Origin of the sequence: Roseovarius sp. A46, assembly GCF_004126395.1 — a bacterium.
In the GTDB taxonomy this organism is placed as follows: Bacteria; Pseudomonadota; Alphaproteobacteria; order Rhodobacterales; family Rhodobacteraceae; genus Roseovarius; species Roseovarius nitratireducens.
Window position 1 is genome coordinate 1 of record NZ_PVWS01000045.1, and the last position, 18557, is coordinate 18557.

Annotated in this window: 14 protein-coding genes, 1 tRNA gene and 1 pseudogene; 9 read left to right on the forward strand and 7 right to left on the reverse strand. The window is 66.4% G+C overall.

What is annotated here, in order from left to right; all coding sequences use genetic code 11:
• Nucleotides 1-394: 394 nt before the first annotated feature.
• Nucleotides 395-585 (forward strand): annotated as a pseudogene (locus C6W92_RS16275) (ATP-binding protein); the annotation flags it as partial.
• A gap of 136 nt (nt 586-721) precedes the next feature.
• Here C6W92_RS16275 and hemE read toward each other — a convergent pair.
• Entirely contained in the window at nt 722-1768 is a 1047-nt protein-coding gene (gene hemE, locus C6W92_RS16280) for a uroporphyrinogen decarboxylase (protein WP_129435051.1), read from the reverse strand.
• Between the two features lie 96 nt (nt 1769-1864).
• On the opposite strand from hemE, the gene hemC reads away from it, so the two are divergent.
• The gene (hemC, locus tag C6W92_RS16285; RefSeq protein WP_129435052.1) at nt 1865-2812 is read left to right on the forward strand and encodes a hydroxymethylbilane synthase; all 948 of its coding nucleotides are present in this window, start codon (nt 1865-1867) and stop codon (nt 2810-2812) included.
• 6 nt (nt 2813-2818) lie between these two features.
• Here hemC and C6W92_RS16290 read toward each other — a convergent pair whose 3' ends face one another.
• Nucleotides 2819-4246, reverse strand: a complete 1428-nt coding sequence (locus tag C6W92_RS16290) for an FAD-binding oxidoreductase (RefSeq protein WP_129435054.1) — start codon at nt 4244-4246, stop codon at nt 2819-2821.
• A 100-nt stretch (nt 4247-4346) separates the two neighbouring features.
• Between C6W92_RS16290 and C6W92_RS16295 the strand changes: the two genes are divergently transcribed.
• A tRNA-Met gene (locus C6W92_RS16295) sits at nt 4347-4423 on the forward strand.
• A 421-nt stretch (nt 4424-4844) separates the two neighbouring features.
• A complete protein-coding gene (locus C6W92_RS16300) occupies nt 4845-5096 on the forward strand; it encodes an EF-hand domain-containing protein (RefSeq protein WP_129435056.1) in 252 nt (83 codons plus the stop codon).
• A gap of 30 nt (nt 5097-5126) precedes the next feature.
• Here C6W92_RS16300 and serB read toward each other — a convergent pair whose 3' ends face one another.
• Nucleotides 5127-6014 carry a phosphoserine phosphatase SerB gene (gene serB / locus C6W92_RS16305; RefSeq protein WP_129435058.1) on the reverse strand — a complete coding sequence of 296 codons (888 nt, stop codon included), beginning with the start codon at nt 6012-6014 and terminating at the stop codon, nt 5127-5129.
• A 159-nt stretch (nt 6015-6173) separates the two neighbouring features.
• On the opposite strand from serB, the gene C6W92_RS16310 reads away from it, so the two are divergent.
• The 3 genes from C6W92_RS16310 (at nt 6174) to aroA (ending at nt 10435) form a co-directional block, all read left to right on the forward strand.
• Nucleotides 6174-7328, forward strand: a complete 1155-nt coding sequence (locus C6W92_RS16310; RefSeq protein ID WP_129435060.1) for a phosphoserine transaminase — start codon at nt 6174-6176, stop codon at nt 7326-7328.
• Nucleotides 7329-7414: 86 nt separating this feature from the next.
• Nucleotides 7415-9010, forward strand: coding sequence for a phosphoglycerate dehydrogenase (serA, locus tag C6W92_RS16315; protein WP_129435062.1), 1596 nt, complete (start codon nt 7415-7417; stop codon nt 9008-9010).
• 78 nt (nt 9011-9088) lie between these two features.
• A complete protein-coding gene (gene aroA, locus C6W92_RS16320) occupies nt 9089-10435 on the forward strand; it encodes a 3-phosphoshikimate 1-carboxyvinyltransferase (RefSeq protein ID WP_129435064.1) in 1347 nt (448 codons plus the stop codon).
• Between the two features lie 32 nt (nt 10436-10467).
• Here aroA and C6W92_RS16325 read toward each other — a convergent pair whose 3' ends face one another.
• The 4 genes from C6W92_RS16325 to ald all read right to left on the reverse strand — a co-directional run bounded on the left by C6W92_RS16325 (nt 10468) and on the right by ald (nt 16059).
• The gene (locus C6W92_RS16325; protein ID WP_129435074.1) at nt 10468-12549 is read right to left on the reverse strand and encodes an ABC transporter ATP-binding protein; all 2082 of its coding nucleotides are present in this window, start codon (nt 12547-12549) and stop codon (nt 10468-10470) included.
• A gap of 29 nt (nt 12550-12578) precedes the next feature.
• Entirely contained in the window at nt 12579-13763 is a 1185-nt protein-coding gene (locus C6W92_RS16330) for an ABC transporter permease (protein ID WP_129435066.1), read from the reverse strand.
• 9 nt (nt 13764-13772) lie between these two features.
• Entirely contained in the window at nt 13773-14819 is a 1047-nt protein-coding gene (locus tag C6W92_RS16335; protein ID WP_129435068.1) for an ABC transporter permease, read from the reverse strand.
• A 127-nt stretch (nt 14820-14946) separates the two neighbouring features.
• Entirely contained in the window at nt 14947-16059 is a 1113-nt protein-coding gene (ald, locus tag C6W92_RS16340; protein WP_129435076.1) for an alanine dehydrogenase, read from the reverse strand.
• Nucleotides 16060-16194: 135 nt separating this feature from the next.
• Here ald and C6W92_RS16345 point away from each other — a divergent pair, with 135 nt between their 5' ends.
• Complete coding sequence (locus tag C6W92_RS16345; RefSeq protein ID WP_129435070.1) at nt 16195-16659, forward strand: Lrp/AsnC family transcriptional regulator; 465 nt, start codon at nt 16195-16197, stop codon at nt 16657-16659.
• Between the two features lie 80 nt (nt 16660-16739).
• Entirely contained in the window at nt 16740-18404 is a 1665-nt protein-coding gene (locus tag C6W92_RS16350; protein ID WP_129435072.1) for an iron ABC transporter permease, read from the forward strand.
• Nucleotides 18405-18557 lie beyond the last annotated feature (153 nt).

Sequence of the window (18557 nt, forward strand, 5' to 3'; positions counted from 1 at the left end):
TGAAACCGCGCCCGAAGCGCATCCGGCAAAGGTGCTGACATAATCCATCCTCCCAAACAGGATGAATCACAGATCAGGCTTCAAGGGAATCCCACCGATTCAGGTTTTCGGTGGGATGCTTTAGCTTGAAGCCTGTCCGCCTATCGTCGAGTACAGCCGGGAGTTCTAGGCGCGGGCGGCTGAGGAGCTGGCGCTGTCACCGGACGGCTCGGTGATCGCGGTGATGCTGGCGGACTACGCTGTAATGCAGGAACAGGCGCGAGTGCGCGAACGGTCGGAGGCATGACGTTGACCGGCCGATGTTGCTACTCGACCACTGGATAAAATGGCCGCCCCCAGTCCTCATTCGGGTTGTCCATCATCAGGTCCACGAAGACCGGGAGCAGGAAGGCGACTATCGCAACGCCATGAGCGCGGCGCCACCCTGATCACCAGCAACCTGCCCTTCGAGAAACCTTCGGGTCCGAGCGCCTCACCGGCGCTCTCCTGGATCGACTGACCCATCATGTCCACATCCTCGAGATGAACGGCGAAAGCTACCGGCTCGGGCAAAGTCGCGACCGAAAGGCCAGCGGCGACGGTTGATCCCTCCAATTGAATGGCCCCTGACGGCGCCATGCCGGACCAAGCGCCCGCCAAATGGCCTGGTTTTACGCCGCCGTTGACAAGTCAGTGGGTCGCAGGTTCGAATCTTGCACGGCTCACCACTGAATCCAGAGACTTAGCCGCGCACGGCGTCGATCATCCGCTGCACGTTATCGGGGTCGGCATCGGGGGTGATGCCGTGGCCGAGGTTGAAGATGTGCGGGCCGCCCGAGAGCGCTGCGACGATGCGGCGGGTCTCGCGGATCATCTCCTCTCCGCCCGTGACCATATGCGACGACTTCAGGTTGCCCTGCACGCAGCCATCCACCTGAACATGCTCGGCAACCCATTCGGCGCTCACTGAATCGTCTACCGCGACGCAATCGGCCCCGGTTTTCCCGTGGAAGCCGATATATTTCTCTCCCGCCTCGCGCGGGAACGCGATGACTGGAATGCCGGGGTGCCGCGCCTTGAGCGCGGCGGTGATACGGCGGGCGGGCTCGGTAGCGTAGCGGTCGAAATCCGCGCCCTTGAGCGATCCGGCCCAGCTGTCGAATATCTTGACCACCTCGGCCCCCGCCTCGATCTGCGCCGAGAGGTATTCGATCGTCGCCTCGGTGAGCCGCTCCATCAGCGCGTCGAACACCGAGCGGTCGCTGTCTTTCAGCGCATGGGCGGGCCCCTGGTCAGGCGTGCCGCGCCCGGCGATCATATAGGTGGCCACGGTCCACGGCGCCCCGGCAAAGCCAATCAGGGCCACCTCCGGCGATAGCACGCCCGACAGGTTGCGCACCGTCTGGTAGATCGGTGCGAGCGTCTCATGGATGTCGGCCGCAGGCTTCAGCCGGTCAAGCCCCGCCCGGTCGGTGATGGTCGAGAGCCGCGGCCCTTCGCCCGTGACGAACCACAGGTCAGCCCCCAGCGCCTGCGGCACCAGCAGGATGTCGGCAAACAGGATCGCCGCGTCGAAGCCGTAGCGCCGGATCGGTTGCAGCGTCACCTCGGTCGCCAAGTCGCTGTTGTAGCACAGCGACAGGAAATCCCCTGCCTCGGCCCGGGTCGCGCGATACTCTGGCAGGTAGCGGCCTGCCTGCCGCATCATCCAGATGGGCGGGGTGGGCAGCGTCTCGCCTGCGAGCGCGCGCAGGATCGGTTTGGTCTTGGGCGGGGTCGTGTCGGGCATGGTGTCCTCCGTTTCGGGTGTGGTCTCCCTGACAGCGTGCGTTGTCAAGCTGCGGTGCGCTTGCCACGCCGGTTTGTCGCGACTAAACCCGCTGGCATGACACAGGATCTGCCCTCCCCGACCCGCCCTCTCAAGATTGGCACGCGCGGCTCGCCGCTGGCGCTGGCGCAGGCGCACGAGACGCGCTGCAGGCTGCAGGCTGCGTTCGACCTGCCCGAGGAGGCGTTCGAGATATCGGTGATCAAGACCACCGGCGACCGGGTGCAGGACAGACCGCTCAAGGAGATCGGCGGCAAGGGGTTGTTCACCCGCGAGATCGAGGATGCGCTCCTGACGGGTGGTATCGACATCGCGGTGCACTCGATGAAGGACATGCCGGTGTTGCAACCGGCCGGGCTCACGCTCGACACCTACCTCCGGCGAGAGGATGTACGCGACGCGTTTGTCTCACCCCGTGCAAGCGGCCTTGGCGACCTGCCCGAGGGCGCACGCGTCGGCACCTCGTCGCTGCGGCGGCGGGCGCAAGTTCTGGTGGCGTACCCGCATCTCGAGGTGGTGGAGTTTCGCGGCAACGTGCAGACGCGACTGCGCAAGCTCGACGAGGGCGTGGCGGCCTGCACCTTCCTGGCCATGGCCGGGCTCAACCGGCTGGACCGCGCCGACGTGGCCACTGCCGCGATCGCGCCAGAGGTGATGCTTCCGGCGGTGGCGCAGGGTGCCATCGGCATCGAGCGGCGCGAGGACGACAGCCGGGTGGCGGCGATGCTCGAGGCGATCCACGATCCGTTCACCGGCCAGCGCCTCGCCGCCGAGCGCGCCTTTCTCGCCGCGCTCGACGGATCGTGCGAGACGCCGATCGCGGGGCTGGCCGAGATCGACGGCGGCACGCTGCGCCTGCGCGGCGAGATCCTGCGCCCCGATGGTAGCGAATCCCACGCCGACGACGCCAGCGCCCCGGTCGAGGACGGCGCGACGCTGGGGGCCGAGATGGCCGCGGGGCTGCTGGCGCGGGCGGGGTCCGGCTTCTTCGACTGGCGCGGCTGAGGCCGGTCAGCCGCCGGGCAGCAGCTTGCCGGGATTGAGGATCCCGTTGGGGTCGAGTGCCGCCTTGATGGCGCGCATCGTCTCAAGCGCCACCGGGTCCTTGTGCGCCGCCATCGCCCCCAGCTTGGACAGGCCGATCCCGTGCTCGGCAGAGAAACTGCCGCCAAGCGCCGTGGCCTCGGTCTCGACGGCGCGTGACAGTTCGGCGCAGAGTGCAGGATCAGCGCGCGACGGCCAGCCCACGAAATGCAGGTTGCCATCGCCCAGGTGGGCGACGCCGGTGATCTCGATGCCGGGATCGAGCGCGCGGCAGGCCGCCTCGGCGCGCGCAACCAGCGTGGCCACACGGTCGGTGGCCACCGCGATATCGCCCTCCACCACCGGGCTGCGCGCGCGCAGGACATACGCCGACGCCTCGCGCCGCGCCCACATCTCGGCGCGCTGCGCCTCGCTCTGCGCCACCACGGCATCGACGACATGCCCCGCCTCCCACAGCGCGGCCAGCACCGCCTCCAGGTGCGCGGCGAGCGGCACCTGCCCGGTCTCATCCAGGGTCACGTCGCGTGGCGCCCGCGCGCCCAGTTCCACCAGCACGTTGACCTCGTGCATGGTGTCAAACGGCGGGCGCATCTCGGGAAACCGATTCAGGAGCGCGCGCAGAAAGCTCGCGGGCATGTATTCGAACGCCTCGACCGCGCCGCCGGTCTCGTCCTGAAGCCGGTTGAGCAGGCCAAGCGCCGCGTCGAGCGAGGGCAGCGCAACCATTGCCGTGGCTTGCGCGCGCGGGCGCGGGACAAGCCGCAGCACCGCGGCGGTGATGATCCCCAGCGTGCCCTCGGCCCCGATCAACAGATGGCGCAGGTCATATCCGGAGTTATTCTTGTGTAGCGCGCCCATCAGGTTCATCACCTCCCCCGTGGGCGTCACCGCCTCGATCCCGAGGCACAGGTCGCGGGTGTTGCCGTGGCGCAGCACGTTGGCCCCGCCCGCGTTGGTCGACAGCACCCCGCCCACCATCGCCGAGCCGCGTGCGCCAAAGCTGAGCGGAAACATCAGATCCTGCGCGACGAGTGCGTTGTTCAGCGCCTCGATCACCACTCCTGCCCCCACCGTGGCCACCCGCGCCGCCGGGCGGATTTCGCGTATCTCCGACAGCCGGTCGAGCGACACCATCAGCGCGCCCTCGGCCGCCGTGCCCTTGACTAGGTTGGTGTTGCCCGACACCGGCACCAGCGGCAGCCGGTGCCGGTTCGCCAGCCGCACCAGCGCAGCCACCTCGCCCGTATCGGCGGGCCGCGCCACCGCCAGCGGCTGCCAGCGCATGTGTCCTGCCCAATCCCCTGACCAGCGCGCGGCTTCGTCGCCGCACAGCACATGGGTCGGGCCGATGAGGCGGGCGATCTCGTCGAGCGGGGGCGGGGCGGCATCATTCATCTGTGCGAGTGTGCGTCATCCGCGCTGCGCCCACAAGTTCAACGCCGCGCATTTTCCGCCTTGACGCTTCGACACCGCTGGCATACCTAGCCCGCGGTCCGGCGGAGTAGCTCAGGTGGTTAGAGCAGCGGAATCATAATCCGCGTGTCGGGGGTTCAAGTCCCTCCTCCGCTACCATCGACCCCCCCCATATTTACGACCCGTGAGGGAGCGGATCCGGCCAAGGACCTCCGCCTCGATCCGGCCATCGTGGATCACCACATGATCCATCCGTCTGCGGGATCGGGACGGGCGATCAAGCCTGCTACTGCGTCGGCCTGAGTCGCGCGAATCGATCCTCGGCAATGTTCCACCTACCGGCGCCTCCCGGCGGTTCAGGCGGCGGTCCGCTTGACACGGTCAGGCACGCGCGCGGCTTTCCGCGCGATGCGGCGGGGCAGCGAAGGCCCGCCGATGCCACTTGTGGATTCTGGCTGATTTCCGCATGTTTTTCAGGATCTTCTCAGTGCATCGCGACAATCGCCGAGGCGCGTTTCATGGTCCGCTCACGGTGGCGCAACGGCGCCGCCTGGAAACCTGAAACGAAAGGATGATCGAGATGACCAAGACAACGCTTGCCACAGGCTTCGCCCTGACGCTTGCCCTGCCTTCCATCGCGCAGGCGGCCGAGTTCACGAGCGCGGATGCCGATGGGGATGGCTACGTCACCATGTCCGAATTCCAGGAGGCCATGCCTGAAGCCACGGCAGACGCCTTCATGGAGGCCGACGCCAATGCCGATGGCACGCTCAGCGAGGAAGAGTTTGCCGCCGCGCAGGACGCGGGCGTCCTGCCGTCAAGCGAAGGCTGATCTTTCCGTTTTCTCCCCCGCCGGGGCGGGCTATTGCCCGTCCCGGTCAGGTGCGACGAAATCTTCCCGCGCATACCCTTGCAGATAGAGCAGTGCTGTCAGGTCTCCGTGATGGATGCGGATATCGCATTGCGCGGCCACCGAGGGCTTGGCATGGAGCGCCACGCCCGTCCCCGCGCGGCCCAGCATGCCGAGGTCGTTGGCCCCGTCGCCCACGGCGATCACGTCCGCCTCCGATATCCCGAGTCGCGTGGTAATCTCGGCCAGCGCCGCGACCTTGGCCTCGCGCCCGAGGATGGGCCGGGCGACATCACCGAGGAGCCGCCCGCCCTCCGACAGCAGCGTGTTGGCGCGGTGCTCGTCGAAGCCGAGGCGCGCTGCGATCGCCTCGGTGAAGGCTGTGAACCCGCCTGAAACGAGCGCTGCGTGACCGCCGTGTGCGCGCATCGTCGCGACCAGTTCGGCGCCGCCGGGCATGAGCGTGATCCGCTGTTCCAGCACCTCGGCGACCACCGTCTCCGGCAGCCCCTTGAGCAGCGCGACCCGTTCCAGCAGCGCGCCCTCGAAATCCAGTTCGCCATTCATCGCGCGCGCGGTTATGTCGCGGACCTGCGCGCCGACGCCCGCCACCTCGGCAAGCTCGTCGATGCACTCCTGCCGGATCATGGTGCTGTCCATGTCCGCGAGGAGCATCTTCTTGCGTCGCCCCTCGGCGGGCTGAACCACGAGGTCCACGCCCTGAACCTGCAGGTTCCGCCAGACCTCGGCGCGGTTGCCGGGCAGGTGGGGTAGGGCAAATTCCGTGGCTTCGTCGGGGGCGAGCCAGATTGCGTCGCCGCCGCCCCAGGCATCGCGGAGCGCATGGACAAGAGAAGGGTCGAGCGCCCCGGCGGCGGCGATCAGGGTGGCTGTGAACATGGGGGCAGTTTCCGGTCGTAGACGCGCAGTGTCGCATTTTTTCACTCAAGCGGCGTTCTAGCGTCATTTCTGCACTTGCGAAAGGCCTCGCTTGGCCGTAATCCCGTCGGTGGGACACCCCTCCCCAACGAGGGGCGCTTATCTGGAAGGATAGCAGAAATGGCTATTGAACAACCGGTCGCGCGGCCGGAAAATCCGCGTTTTTCCTCTGGCCCCTGCGCCAAGTTCCCCGAATACAATGTAAATATGCTGGCCGACGCGCCGCTCGGGCGCTCGCATCGCGCCGCCGTGGGCAAGGCGCGGCTCAAGGCAGCCATCGACGGCACGCGCGAGATTCTCGGCGTCCCGGACGACTATCGGATCGGCATCGTGCCCGCGTCGGATACCGGCGCGGTGGAGATGGCGATGTGGTCGCTGCTGGGCGCGCGGCCCGTGGAAATGCTCGCCTGGGAGAGCTTTGGTGCGGGCTGGGTGACTGATGCGGTGAAGCAGCTCAAGCTCGACGCGCAGGTGAAAACCGCCGAGTATGGCGAGATCGTTGACCTTGCGTCGGTCGATACCGACAACGACGTGGTGTTTACATGGAACGGCACCACCTCGGGGGTGCGCGTGCCCAATGGCGACTGGATTAAGGGCGACCGGCAGGGCCTGACGATCTGCGATGCCACCTCCGCCGCCTTTGCACAGCGCCTGCCGTGGGACAAGCTGGATGTCACCACCTTCTCTTGGCAGAAGGTGCTGGGTGGCGAGGCGGCGCACGGCATGCTGATCCTCAGCCCCCGCGCGGTGGAGCGGCTGGAAAGCTATACCCCGCCCTGGCCGCTGCCCAAGATTTTCCGGCTCACGAAGAGTGGCAAGCTCAACGAGGGAATTTTCAAAGGCGAGACGATCAACACACCCTCGATGCTGGCGGTGGAGGACTACCTCGCCGCGCTCGACTGGGCACGGTCCGTGGGGGGGCTCGAGGGTCTGCGCGCCCGGGCCAACGCCAATCTCGCCGCCGTGCAGGCCTTCGTCGCCAATCACGACTGGCTGGCCTTTCTCGCCGCCGATCCGGCGGTGCGGTCCAATACATCCGTGTGCCTCAAGTTCACCGATGAGCGCATCACCGACGGCGCCGCCTTCGCCAAGGCGGTGGTCAAGCGGCTGGACGCCGAGGGCGTGGCCCATGACATCGGCGCCTACCGCGACGCGCCGCCGGGACTGCGCATCTGGTGCGGCGGCACGGTCGAGACCACGGACGTGGCCGCGCTGATGCCGTGGATCGAATGGGCCTATGAGGCCGAGATCGCGGCGTTGTCCGAGACGGCGTGACGCCGATTTCTTGAAAAGAAATCGGTCCGAATTCCTTTGAGTAATTCGGACCTTTCCCCCAAATGTTTCATCAAAGGACCAGACACATGGCTCCCAAGGTTCTCGTATCCGACAAGCTTTCTGAAACCGCCGTGCAGATCTTTCGCGACCGCGGCATCGACGTGGATTTCCAGCCCGATCTGGGCAAGGACAAGGAGAGGTTGGCCGAGGTGATCGGCGACTATGACGGCCTCGCCATCCGCTCGGCCACCAAGGTCACCGAGAAGATCCTCGCCAACGCGACCAATCTCAAGGTGATTGCACGCGCTGGGATCGGTACCGACAATATCGACAAGGTCGCGGCCAGCAAGAAGGGCGTGATCGTGATGAACACGCCCTTTGGCAACATGATCACCACCGCCGAGCACGCCATCGCGATGATGTTCGCCGTGGCGCGGCAAATCCCCGAGGCGTCGGCCTCGACCCATGCGGGCAAGTGGGAGAAATCCCGCTTCATGGGGGTGGAACTGACCGGCAAGACGCTGGGCGTGATCGGCGCGGGCAATATCGGCGGCATCGTCTGCGACCGTGCGCGCGGATTGAAGATGAAAGTGGTGGCCTATGACCCGTTCCTGGGCCAGGAGAAGGCCGACAAGATGGGGGTGGAGAAGGTCGAGCTTGAGGAGTTGCTCAAGCGCGCCGACTTCATCACGCTGCATGTGCCGCTGACCGATCAGACCCGCAACATCCTGAGCCGCGAGAACCTGGAGAAGACCAAGAAGGGCGTGCGCATCATCAACTGTGCGCGCGGCGGTCTGGTGGATGAGCAGGCGGTCGCCGATCTCCTGAAATCGGGCCATGTGGCGGGCGCGGGGTTCGATGTCTTCGCCGAGGAACCCGCCGTAGATAACCCGCTCTTCGGGCTGCCTAACGTGGTCTGCACACCGCATCTCGGCGCGGCCACCACCGAGGCGCAGGAGAACGTCGCGCTTCAGGTGGCCGAGCAGATGTCTGATTACCTGCTGACAGGGGCCGTGACCAACGCGCTCAACATGCCTTCGGTCACGGCCGAGGAGGCCAAGATCATGGGGCCGTGGATCAAGCTCTCGGATCACCTGGGCAACTTCATCGGGCAGATGACCGACGAGCCGATCAAGGCGATAAACATCCTCTATGACGGCGTCGCGTCCGAGATGAACCTCGAGGCGCTGACCTGTGCCGCCGTGGCGGGCATCATGAAATCGGTGAACCCCGAGGTGAACATGGTCTCGGCCCCCGTGGTGGCCAAGGAGCGGGGCGTCAAGATCAGCACCACCAAGCAGGACAAGTCCGGCGCGTTCGAGGGCTATGTCAAGATCACCGTGGTCACCGACAAGCGCGAGCGCTCGATCGGGGGGACCGTGTTCAGCGACGGCAAGCCGCGCTTTATCCAGATCAAGGGCATCAATATCGACGCAGAGATCGGGCGGCACATGGTCTATACCACCAACGAGGACGTGCCGGGCATCATCGGCACGCTGGGCCAGACGATGGGCGAGCACGGCGTCAACATCGCCAACTTCACCCTTGGCCGGTCGGACGCGGGCGGCGAGGCGATCGCGCTGCTATACGTGGACGTGCCGGTGCCCGATGCGGCGATCGCGGCACTGCACGAAACCGGCAAGTTCCAGCAGATCCGCCCGCTTCAATTCGACGTGGGCTGATCTCGGCCCGAGAGCGATGGACTTCGGTCGCCTGCCTGCGCTATCAGGCAGGCGATTTTCCTTTCGCGGAGCGCGCCCATGTCCGGCCACGGCACACCCATTCCGATGACCTCGCATCCCTGTGGGCCGCTCTCTGGCACGGCGGATGTGCCGGGCGACAAGTCGATCTCGCACCGCGCGCTCATCCTGGGGGCGCTGTCGGTGGGCGAAACGGTCATCACCGGGCTTTTGGAAGGCGATGACGTGCTCGACACGGCCAAGGCGATGCGTGCCTTCGGGGCCGAGGTGACGCGCGACGCGGACGGCACATGGCGCGTGAACGGCGTGGGCGTGGGCGGTTTTGCCGAGCCGGATCAGGTGATCGACTGCGGCAATTCGGGCACCGGCGTGCGGCTCATCATGGGGGCGATGGCCACATCGCCCATTGCCGCCACCTTTACCGGCGACGCGAGCCTCAACAAGCGCCCGATGGCGCGGGTGACCGATCCGCTGGCGCTGTTCGGCGCGCGGGCGGTGGGGCGCGCGGGCGGTCGGCTGCCGATGACGGTGGTGGGCGCAGCCGACCCGGTGCCGGTGCGCTACGAGGTGCCGGTGCCGTCGGCGCAGGTGAAGTCGGCAGTGCTGCTCGCAGGGCTCAATGCGCCGGGTGAGACGATGGTGATCGAGCGCGAGGCCACGCGCGATCATACCGAGCGGATGCTGGCGGGGTTCGGCGCGCAGATCGTGACGGAGGAGACGGAGGAGGGCCGCGTCATCACCCTGACCGGGCAGCCCGAACTCAGCCCGCAAACCATTGTCGTGCCGCGTGATCCAAGTTCTGCGGCGTTTCCGGTCTGTGCGGCGATTATCACGCCGGGCTCGGACGTTCTGGTGCCCAATATCGGGCTCAACCCGACGCGCGCGGGGCTTTTCACCACGCTGCGCGAGATGGGAGCCGATCTGGAGTATGAGAACGAGCGCGAAGAAGGCGGCGAGCCGGTGGCCGATTTGCGCGCGCGCTTCTCGCCCGACCTGTTGGGTGTCGAGGTGCCGCCGGCGCGCGCCGCCAGCATGATCGACGAATACCCCGTGCTGTCGGTCGTCGCGGCCTTTGCCACTGGCAGGACGGTGATGCGCGGGGTCAAGGAACTCCGCGTCAAGGAAAGCGACCGGATCGCGGCGATGGCGGCAGGGTTGCGCGCAGGTGGCATCGCGGTCGAAGACGGCCCCGACTGGTGGATCGTCGAGGGGCGCGGACACGGCAATGTGCCAGGCGGACAGACCTGCGCCAGCCATCTAGACCACCGCATTGCCATGTCGTTCATGGTGATGGGTATGGCCGCCCAAAACCCCGTCACCGTCGATGACGCCAGCCCGATTGCCACGTCGTTCCCCGTCTTCGAGCCGCTGATGGCGGCGCTTGGCGCGGATATCCGGCGGGGCTGAGCGCGGTTTCGCCAGGGGGGCGGGGCGGCGCGCTATTCCGCGGCGATGCGGATCACCGGCTCCATCCGCGCGAGCGCCTCCTCGGAGAGGTGGCACTTTACCTGATGGCCGGGGGCGAGCTCGCGCACCGGGGGCACCTCTCGCTCGCAAAGGTTGCCGGGAACCTCGGATTTCCAGCGGCAGCGCGTCTGGAACGGGCAGCCGGGCGGCGGGTTCATCGCCGAGGGCACGTCGCCCTCGAGCACGATGTGGGTCTTTTCCACGCTGGTATCTGCGATGGGCACCGCCGACAGCAGAGCCTCGGTATAGGGGTGGTAGGGCGGTGAGAAGACCTGGTCGGTGGTGCCGAGCTCGACCACGTGGCCGAGATACATCACCATCACCCGGTCGCTGAGATAGCGCACGATCGAAAGGTCGTGCGAGATGAACAGCAGCGTCGTCTTGTGCTCGCGCTGGATTTCCATGAGCAGGTCGGTCACCGCCGCCTGCACGCTGACGTCGAGTGCCGACACCGGCTCGTCCGCCACCACGATGCGCGCGCCGCCGGCAAAGGCGCGGGCGATGCCCACGCGCTGTTTCTGCCCGCCCGAGAGCTGGCGCGGCATCCGGTCGGCGAATTCACGCGGCAGCTTGACGAGGTCCAGAAGGCGCAGCATCTCGTCGCGGCGCTCGGCATCGGTGGCACCGTGGCCGAACACCTCGAGCGCGCGGATGATCTGACGGCCAACGGTCATCGACGGGTTGAGCGTGTCGAACGGGTTCTGGAACACCATCTGGATATCGGCGACGGTCTGGGTGTCGCGCTTCTGGATGGGGGTGGACTCGATATTGCGGTTGTCGAGCAGGATTTCGCCGTCGGTCGCCGTCTCCAGCCCCATGAGCACCTTGGCAAAGGTGGATTTGCCGCAGCCCGATTCGCCCACGATGGCCAGCGTCTCGCTCTCGCGCGCCTCGAAGCTGAGCGTCTCGTTGGCCTTGACCACCTTGGTCGCACCGCCGCCGCCGAAGAGTGCGTTGGCCGCGACCTCGTAGTATTTCTTGAGCTTGTCCATCTTGAGCACGACACGGCCCGGTTCTCTGGCCTCGTGTTGCGCCATCGCCTCGACCGGGGCGTGCCAGTCGATGTCAGCAAAACGCAGGCAGCGGGTGAAATGGCGGTCGTCGCCCTCGATCATCGCCATCGGGATATCGCCCGCGTCACACAGCCCGGCCTTGAAGTAATCGCAGCGTGGCCCGAAATTGCAGCCCGGCGGGCGCTCGTGCGGCAGCGGGAAGTTGCCGGGAATTGCCTTCAACGGTCGTTCGTTCTTGTTTGCGCCAGGAAGCGGGATCGAGCGGAATAGCGCCTGCGTGTAGGGGTGCTGCATCTTGTCGAACACGTCCTTGATGCTGCCTGTCTCGACCGCCTCGCCTGAATACATCACGCAAATGCGGTCGCAGGTTTCCAGCACCAGCCCGAGATTGTGGCTGATGAACAGCATCGAGGTGCCGTATTTGCGGCCCAGATCCTTGACCAGCTCGACCACCGCCGCCTCGACCGTGACGTCGAGCGCGGTGGTGGGCTCGTCGAGTATCAGGAGCGAAGGCTTGGACATGAGCGCCATGGCGATCACGATGCGCTGTTGCTGGCCGCCCGAGAGCTGGTGCGGGTAACTCTTGAGGATTCGCTCGGGGTCGGGCAGCTTGACATCGTTCACCACCTCCAGCGCGCGCGCCCAGGCGTCTTTTTCCGATATGCCCTCGTGGATCATCGGCACTTCGATCAGTTGACGACCCACCTTCATGGCCGGGTTGAGCGAGGCCATCGGTTCCTGGTAGATCATCGCGATCTCGTTGCCGCGGATGTCGCGCAGCTCGGCGGCGCTCATCTGTCCCAGGTCGCGGCCCTTGAAGCGGATCGTGCCGCCGACGACGCGTCCGTTGACGCCGAGGTCCTGCATCACGCCCAGCGCCACGGTGGACTTGCCGCAGCCCGATTCGCCCACGAGGCCCACCGCCTCGCCCGGCTGCACCGAGACGGAGAAATCCATCACCGCGGGGATCTCGCGCAGCCGGGTGAAGAAGGAAATCGACAGGTTGTCGATCTCGAGGATCGGTCCGTCATGCTCGGCCATGTCCGTCTCCTTCATCTTTCCTCAAATACTCAATCTCGCAGGCTTTCCTCGCGCAGCCCGTCGGCCAGCAGGTTGAGCCCCAGCACGAGGCTCAGCAGCGCCAGCGCAGGCGGCAGGGCAGGGTGGAGGTAGAGCGACAGGAGCTTGCGCCCCTCGTTGATCGTGCTGCCCCAGTCCGGGCTCTCGGGGCTGAGGCCGAGGCCGAAGAAGCCCAGTGTGCCGAGCAGGATCGTTGTATAGCCGATGCGCAGGCAGAAATCGACCAGAAGCGGCCCGCGCACATTGGGCAGGATTTCCCACAGCATGATGTACCACGGCCCCTCGCCGCGGGTCTGCGCGGCGGCTACGTAGTCGCGCGTCTTGATGTCCATGGTCAGGCCGCGCACGATGCGGAACACGGTGGGTGAGTTGACGAATACGACCGCCACGAACACCACCAAGAGATTTGGCGGAAAGCCGATCAGGCCCAGCGGGTCGGCGTTCCACGCGATGCCGGAGTAGAGCCAAAGCCCGATGACCAGCGTAAGCCCGACATAGATGTTGCGCGTCTTGGGCTGCGTGTGAAAGCGCGAGTTCCACAGCAGCACGAGAAACACGATGGGAAAAATGAAGAGAACCGCCGCCATGTAGACCGGGATGCCGGTGAGCACGATCTCGGGCGTGACCAGCAGGTAGAAGAGCAGGATCACCGGGAAGGCGAGGATCAGGTTGGCGAGGAAGGACAGGAACGTGTCGAGCCGCCCGCCATAATAGCCTGCCGGCAGGCCCAGCGTGATGCCCACCATGAAGGCAAAGAGGCTGGCGAAGGGCGCGATCTTGATCACCTCCCACGCGCCCACCACCATGCGGCTGAACACGTCGCGCCCGAGGTTGTCGCCGCCCAGCAGGTAATAGGGATAGGCGCCCTCCGCCGCCTCGCCCATCATCTTGGTATAGGGGGTGCCGGGCACCTTGTTCTTCATCGAGGCGGATTGGTCGAGCACGTCATGGGTGGTGATCATGTCGAAGCCGCCGCCGAGGATGCCGGTGAACACCCAGAACATCACGAGGCCGAAGCCCACCATGCCGATCGGGCTGTCGAACAGCTTGCCGTAGAGCCCCAGCCGCCGCTTGAGGGTGATCGACAGCGCGAAGGTGACGATGAGCGCGATCCACACCGGCGTGAACTGCCCGAGGATGCGCAGGATGATTTCGCCCCAGCTCAGCAGGTCCATGGCAGCCTCCTAGGTCACGCTGATGCGCGGGTTGAGATAGACGTAGCCGATATCGGAAATCAGTTGTGTCACCAGCACGACGATGACCGAGACCACCGACACCGCGAGCAACAGCTCGATGTCGTTGTTGCTTGCCGCCTGCACCAGCGTCCAGCCGAAACCCTTGTAGTTGAACAGCGTCTCGACGATCACCACCCCGTTCAGGAGCCACGGGAATTGCAGCATGATGACCGTGAAGGGCGCGATCAGCGCGTTTCGCAGCGCGTGTTTCAGCACGATGTTGGGAAAGCTCACCCCCTTGAGCCGGGCGGTGCGGATGTATTGCGCGGTCATCACCTCGGCCATCGAGGCGCGCGTCATCCGTGCGATATAGCCCATGCCGTAAAGCGCGATGGTCAACACCGGCAGGAAGAAATTCTCGAATGATGGATTCTCCATCGCGCTTGTTGCCGTGCCCTTGAACCATTTCAGCCCCACGGCGGAACTGGCGAAGATGGCGATGAACAGCACGCCCGAGACGTATTCAGGCGTCGCCGTGGTGGTGATGGCAAAAGTCGAGAGCGTGCGGTCGGTACGCGAGCCCTCGCGCATTCCCGCCATCACCCCGAGGATCAGCGCCGAGGGCACCATCAGGAGCATCACCCACAGCATCAGCCGCCCCGTCAGCCCCAGCTTCTCGCCTATGATGCCGCTCACCTCGGTGCGGAACACGGTGGAATAGCCCCAGTCGCCCTGCAGGATGCCGCAAAAGCGCGGGGCGTCGGCGGCGGGCGTGTCTTGGTCGATGCAGCGCCCGCGCAGGGTGCCGTCCTCGCCCTCCTGCGTCCAGCCGGGCAGCACGCCCAGCCACTGACCGTATTTCACCGGCAGCGGTTGCAGGTATCCGTTGCGCCCCAGATAGCTCGCCACCTCCTCGTCCGTCATGCGAAAATTGCCCTGCGTCTTGGCGAGCTTTTCGAGGTTCGGATAGAGATTCGTCAGGAAGAAGACGATGAATGTCAGGCAGAGCGCCGTGAGCAGCATGACGCCCACGCGGCGCAGGATGAACTTGGTCAATGTCACGCCCCCCTGTCGGCGTTTTTTGTCTCGTGACGCTAAGCGAGGGGGCGCGCCCGGTCCAGTTCAAATTGCGACATGAGTGGTCTGAAAGCGACCCCGGCCCGCGGGCGGGCCGGGGGAAGGCTCAGAGCAGCGATTCCGGATGGACGGATTCGATGCCGAGCGCCTCGCCCACGGCGGCGTAGGTGAGCTGACCCGCGTGGACGTTGAGGCCGGCCAGCAGGTGCGGGTCGTCGGCGCAGGCCTTTTTCCAGCCCTTGTCGGCCAGCGCCAGCATGAAGGGCATGGTGGCGTTGCCCAGGGCAAGCGTCGAGGTGCGCGCCACCGCGCCGGGCATGTTGGCCACGCAGTAATGCATGATTCCGTCCACCTCGTAGACCGGATCGGCATGGGTGGTGGCGCGCGAGGTCTCGAAACAGCCGCCCTGGTCGATAGCCACGTCGACGAGCGCCGCGCCGGGCTTCATCATCGGGAACTGGTCGCGGCGCACCAGCTTGGGCGCGGCGGCTCCGGGGATGAGCACCGCGCCGATCACCATGTCGGCCTGTGGCAGCAGCTCGTCCAGCAGCCCGGCGGAGGAATAGCCGGTCTTGAACGTGCCGCCGAACACATCGTCGAGATAGCGCAGCCGCGGCAGCGAGCGGTCGAGCACGGTGACGTCCGCGCCCATGCCCGCCGCGATGCGGGCAGCGTGCGTGCCGACCACGCCGCCGCCGATCACAATCACGCGAGCGGGGCCCACGCCGGGCACGCCGCCCATCAGCACCCCGCGCCCGCCATTGGCCTTTTGCAGGGTCCACGCGCCCATCTGCGGCGCAAGGCGGCCCGCAACCTCGGACATCGGCGCGAGCAGCGGCAGGCCGCCCGCGCGGTCCGTCACTGTCTCGTAGGCGATCGCCGTGCAGCCCGAGGCAAGCAGGTCGCGGGTCTGCGCCTCGTCGGGAGCGAGGTGCAGGTAGGTAAAGAGAAGCTGCCCCTCGCGCAGCATCTTGCGCTCAACCGCCTGCGGCTCCTTGACCTTTACGATCATGTCGGCTTTGGCGAATACTTCCTCGGCGGTGGCGATGATGCGCGCGCCCACCGCCTCGTACGCGGCATCGTCGAAGCCTGCGCCAGCACCTGCGCCGGATTGCACGATCACCTCGTGGCCGCGGCCCACGGCCTCCTGCGCGGCGATGGGGGTGATGCCGACGCGGAATTCCTGTGGCTTAATCTCGGTGGGGCAGCCGATCTTCATTTGGGTCTCCTCCTTGGGTTTCTTATTCATTGTGGCGCGGATGGCTCGCAAGGCGGTTGAAATTTCACTCGCCTGGCGGACGATCTTGTGAATATACTTCGGTAATAACGGTGTTTCGGGGGAGGGTCTTGCGGGATGGCGCTGGATGACACGGACAGGCGGCTCTTGCGCGTGCTTCAGAAACGCGGGCGCATCTCGAACGCCGATCTCGCCGAGGCGGTGAGCCTGTCGGCCTCGGCCTGTCACCGGCGGGTGCAGCGGCTGGAGGCGGAAGGGTATATTACCGGTTATGTCGCCTTGCTCGACGCGCGCAGGATGGGGGTGCCGGCGGTCATCTTCGTCGAGATCACGCTCACCACGCAGGCCGACGATGTGCTCGACGCATTCGAGAAGGCGATTGCCCGGGTGCCCGACGTGCTGGAATGCCACCTGACCGCAGGGGCGGCGGATTACGTGCTCAAGGTGGTGGCCGAGGATACCGAGGATTTTGCCCGCATCCACCGCCAATACCTCGCCCGGCTGCCCGGCGTGGCCAAGATGCAGTCAAGCTTCGCGCTGCGCACGGTGTTCTCGACCACGGCGTTGCCGGTAAACGGCTGAGGGCGGCGCGGCTTGACCGCGCGGGGCGGGGCGAATACTGATCGAATTCGTCGGATTAGCCCCGGAGCCCGTCCCCCGAGATGAGCGAGACCTTCCTGCACCGCCTCGCCTGGATCGTGGTGATCCTGTGCCTCGCGCCCATCGTCGCGGCGGCGCTCGCGGCGTTCACGGGCGATCTCGACACATGGCGCAACGTGCTGTCGTCGGTGCTGCCGCGCTACACGGCCAACACGCTCAAGCTGGTGGCGATCGTGGCCGTGGGCACGGCCATAATCGGCGCGGGATCGGCGTGGCTGGTGACGGTTTACCGCTTTCCGGGTGTGCGCATCCTGGAGGTGACGCTCGCGCTGCCGCTGGCGTTTCCGGCCTACGTGATGGCGTATGCATACACCCATATGCTGGATCATCCCGGCCCGGTGCAGACGGCGCTGCGTGCGATGATGGGGTGGGGTCCGCGCGAGTACTGGTTTCCCGAGGTGCGCTCGCTTGGCGGCGCGGCGGCAATGCTGACGATCGTTCTCTACCCGTATGTCTACCTGCTGGCGCGCGCCTCGTTCCGGCAGCAATCGGCCAACGCGTTCCTCGTTGCGCGGACGCTGGGGCGGTCGCCGGCGCGGGCCTTCTGGCGGGTGGCGCTACCGATGGCGCGACCGGCTATCGCGGGAGGCGTTCTGCTGGCGATCATGGAGACGATCGCCGATTTCGGCACGGTGGCGTTCTTCAACGTGCAGACCTTTGCCACCGGTATCTACCAGGCGTGGTTCAGCCTTGGCGACCGGGCGGCGGCGGCGCAGCTTGCGCTCTGCCTGCTGGCCTTCGCGCTGCTGCTGGCGGGGCTGGAACGGGCGAGCCGGGGCCGGGCGCGCACCGCCGGGCGCGGTGGGCGGTTCGAGACGATGGAGCGCCCGCACCTGCGTGGCGCGGCAGCGGCGGGCGCGTTCGCCTTCTGCTTCCTGCCGGTGCTGCTGGGCTTCGTGCTGCCGGTGGTGATGCTGGGGGTGATGGCGGTGGGGTCCGGGCAGGACCTATTTTCGTCGCGCTATCTCGGCTTCATGTCCAACTCGCTGGTTCTGGCCTCGGTGGCCTCGGTGCTGACGGTGCTGGGCGCGGTGCTCGTGGGTTTCCGCGCGCGGACACGGCCGGGGCGGGCTTCGCGCGCGCTGGTGGTGGGCGCGGGGCTGGGATACGCGGTGCCCGGGGGCGTGATCGCGGTGGGGTTGATGGTGCCGATGGCGGCATTCGACAACGCGCTCGACGCGGTGATGCGCGAATATTTCGGCATCCGCACCGGGCTTCTGATCACCGGGTCGATCTGGCTGATGGTGATGGCCTACGTGGTGCGGTTCATGGCTGCCGCGCTCAACGCCTATGACAGCGGCATGGCCACGGTGCCCTACAATCTAGACGCGATCGGGCGGTCGCTGGGGCAGCCGGGGCCGGGGCTTCTGCGGCGGGTGCACTTGCCGGTGGCGCGGACCTCTGTGCTGACGGCGCTTCTGATCGTGTTCGTGGACGTGATGAAGGAATTGCCCGCGACGCTGATCCTGCATCCGTTCAACTTCCAGACCTTGGCGGTACAGGCGCACCGGTTGGCCTCGGACGAGCGGCTGGCGGAGGCGGCGGTGCCGTCGCTGGTGCTGGTGGCGTTCGGCCTCATCCCCGTGCTGATTCTGTGCCGAACGCTGGGGCGTGATGCGCAGAGCCGCCGGGCGGCGCGGCTGGGGGCGGCAATCTCGGCGGGGTGAGAGATGTCGGGGCCGTTTGTGGCCTGGAGCGGACGTTCGGGTCTTGGTGCCAATGCGCGGAATCAAGGTGCTGAAAGCACCGCCGCGCAGCGCCCGACCGCCCCCTCGGGCGGGCGCTCCTCGACGTCGCAAATAGCTGTGATCATTGAAGTA

Coding starts and splice junctions, on each gene's coding strand:
- serA (WP_129435062.1), top strand. CDS start 7,415: ATGGCTCCCAAGGTTCTCGTATCCGACAAGCTTTCTGAAACCGCCGTG.
- C6W92_RS16325 (WP_129435074.1), bottom strand. CDS start 12,549: ATGGCCGAGCATGACGGACCGATCCTCGAGATCGACAACCTGTCGATT.
- C6W92_RS16290 (WP_129435054.1), bottom strand. CDS start 4,246: ATGAATGATGCCGCCCCGCCCCCGCTCGACGAGATCGCCCGCCTCATC.
- ald (WP_129435076.1), bottom strand. CDS start 16,059: ATGAAGATCGGCTGCCCCACCGAGATTAAGCCACAGGAATTCCGCGTC.
- serB (WP_129435058.1), bottom strand. CDS start 6,014: ATGTTCACAGCCACCCTGATCGCCGCCGCCGGGGCGCTCGACCCTTCT.
- aroA (WP_129435064.1), top strand. CDS start 9,089: ATGTCCGGCCACGGCACACCCATTCCGATGACCTCGCATCCCTGTGGG.
- C6W92_RS16345 (WP_129435070.1), top strand. CDS start 16,195: ATGGCGCTGGATGACACGGACAGGCGGCTCTTGCGCGTGCTTCAGAAA.
- C6W92_RS16330 (WP_129435066.1), bottom strand. CDS start 13,763: ATGGACCTGCTGAGCTGGGGCGAAATCATCCTGCGCATCCTCGGGCAG.
- C6W92_RS16300 (WP_129435056.1), top strand. CDS start 4,845: ATGACCAAGACAACGCTTGCCACAGGCTTCGCCCTGACGCTTGCCCTG.
- C6W92_RS16350 (WP_129435072.1), top strand. CDS start 16,740: ATGAGCGAGACCTTCCTGCACCGCCTCGCCTGGATCGTGGTGATCCTG.
- C6W92_RS16310 (WP_129435060.1), top strand. CDS start 6,174: ATGGCTATTGAACAACCGGTCGCGCGGCCGGAAAATCCGCGTTTTTCC.
- hemE (WP_129435051.1), bottom strand. CDS start 1,768: ATGCCCGACACGACCCCGCCCAAGACCAAACCGATCCTGCGCGCGCTC.
- hemC (WP_129435052.1), top strand. CDS start 1,865: ATGACACAGGATCTGCCCTCCCCGACCCGCCCTCTCAAGATTGGCACG.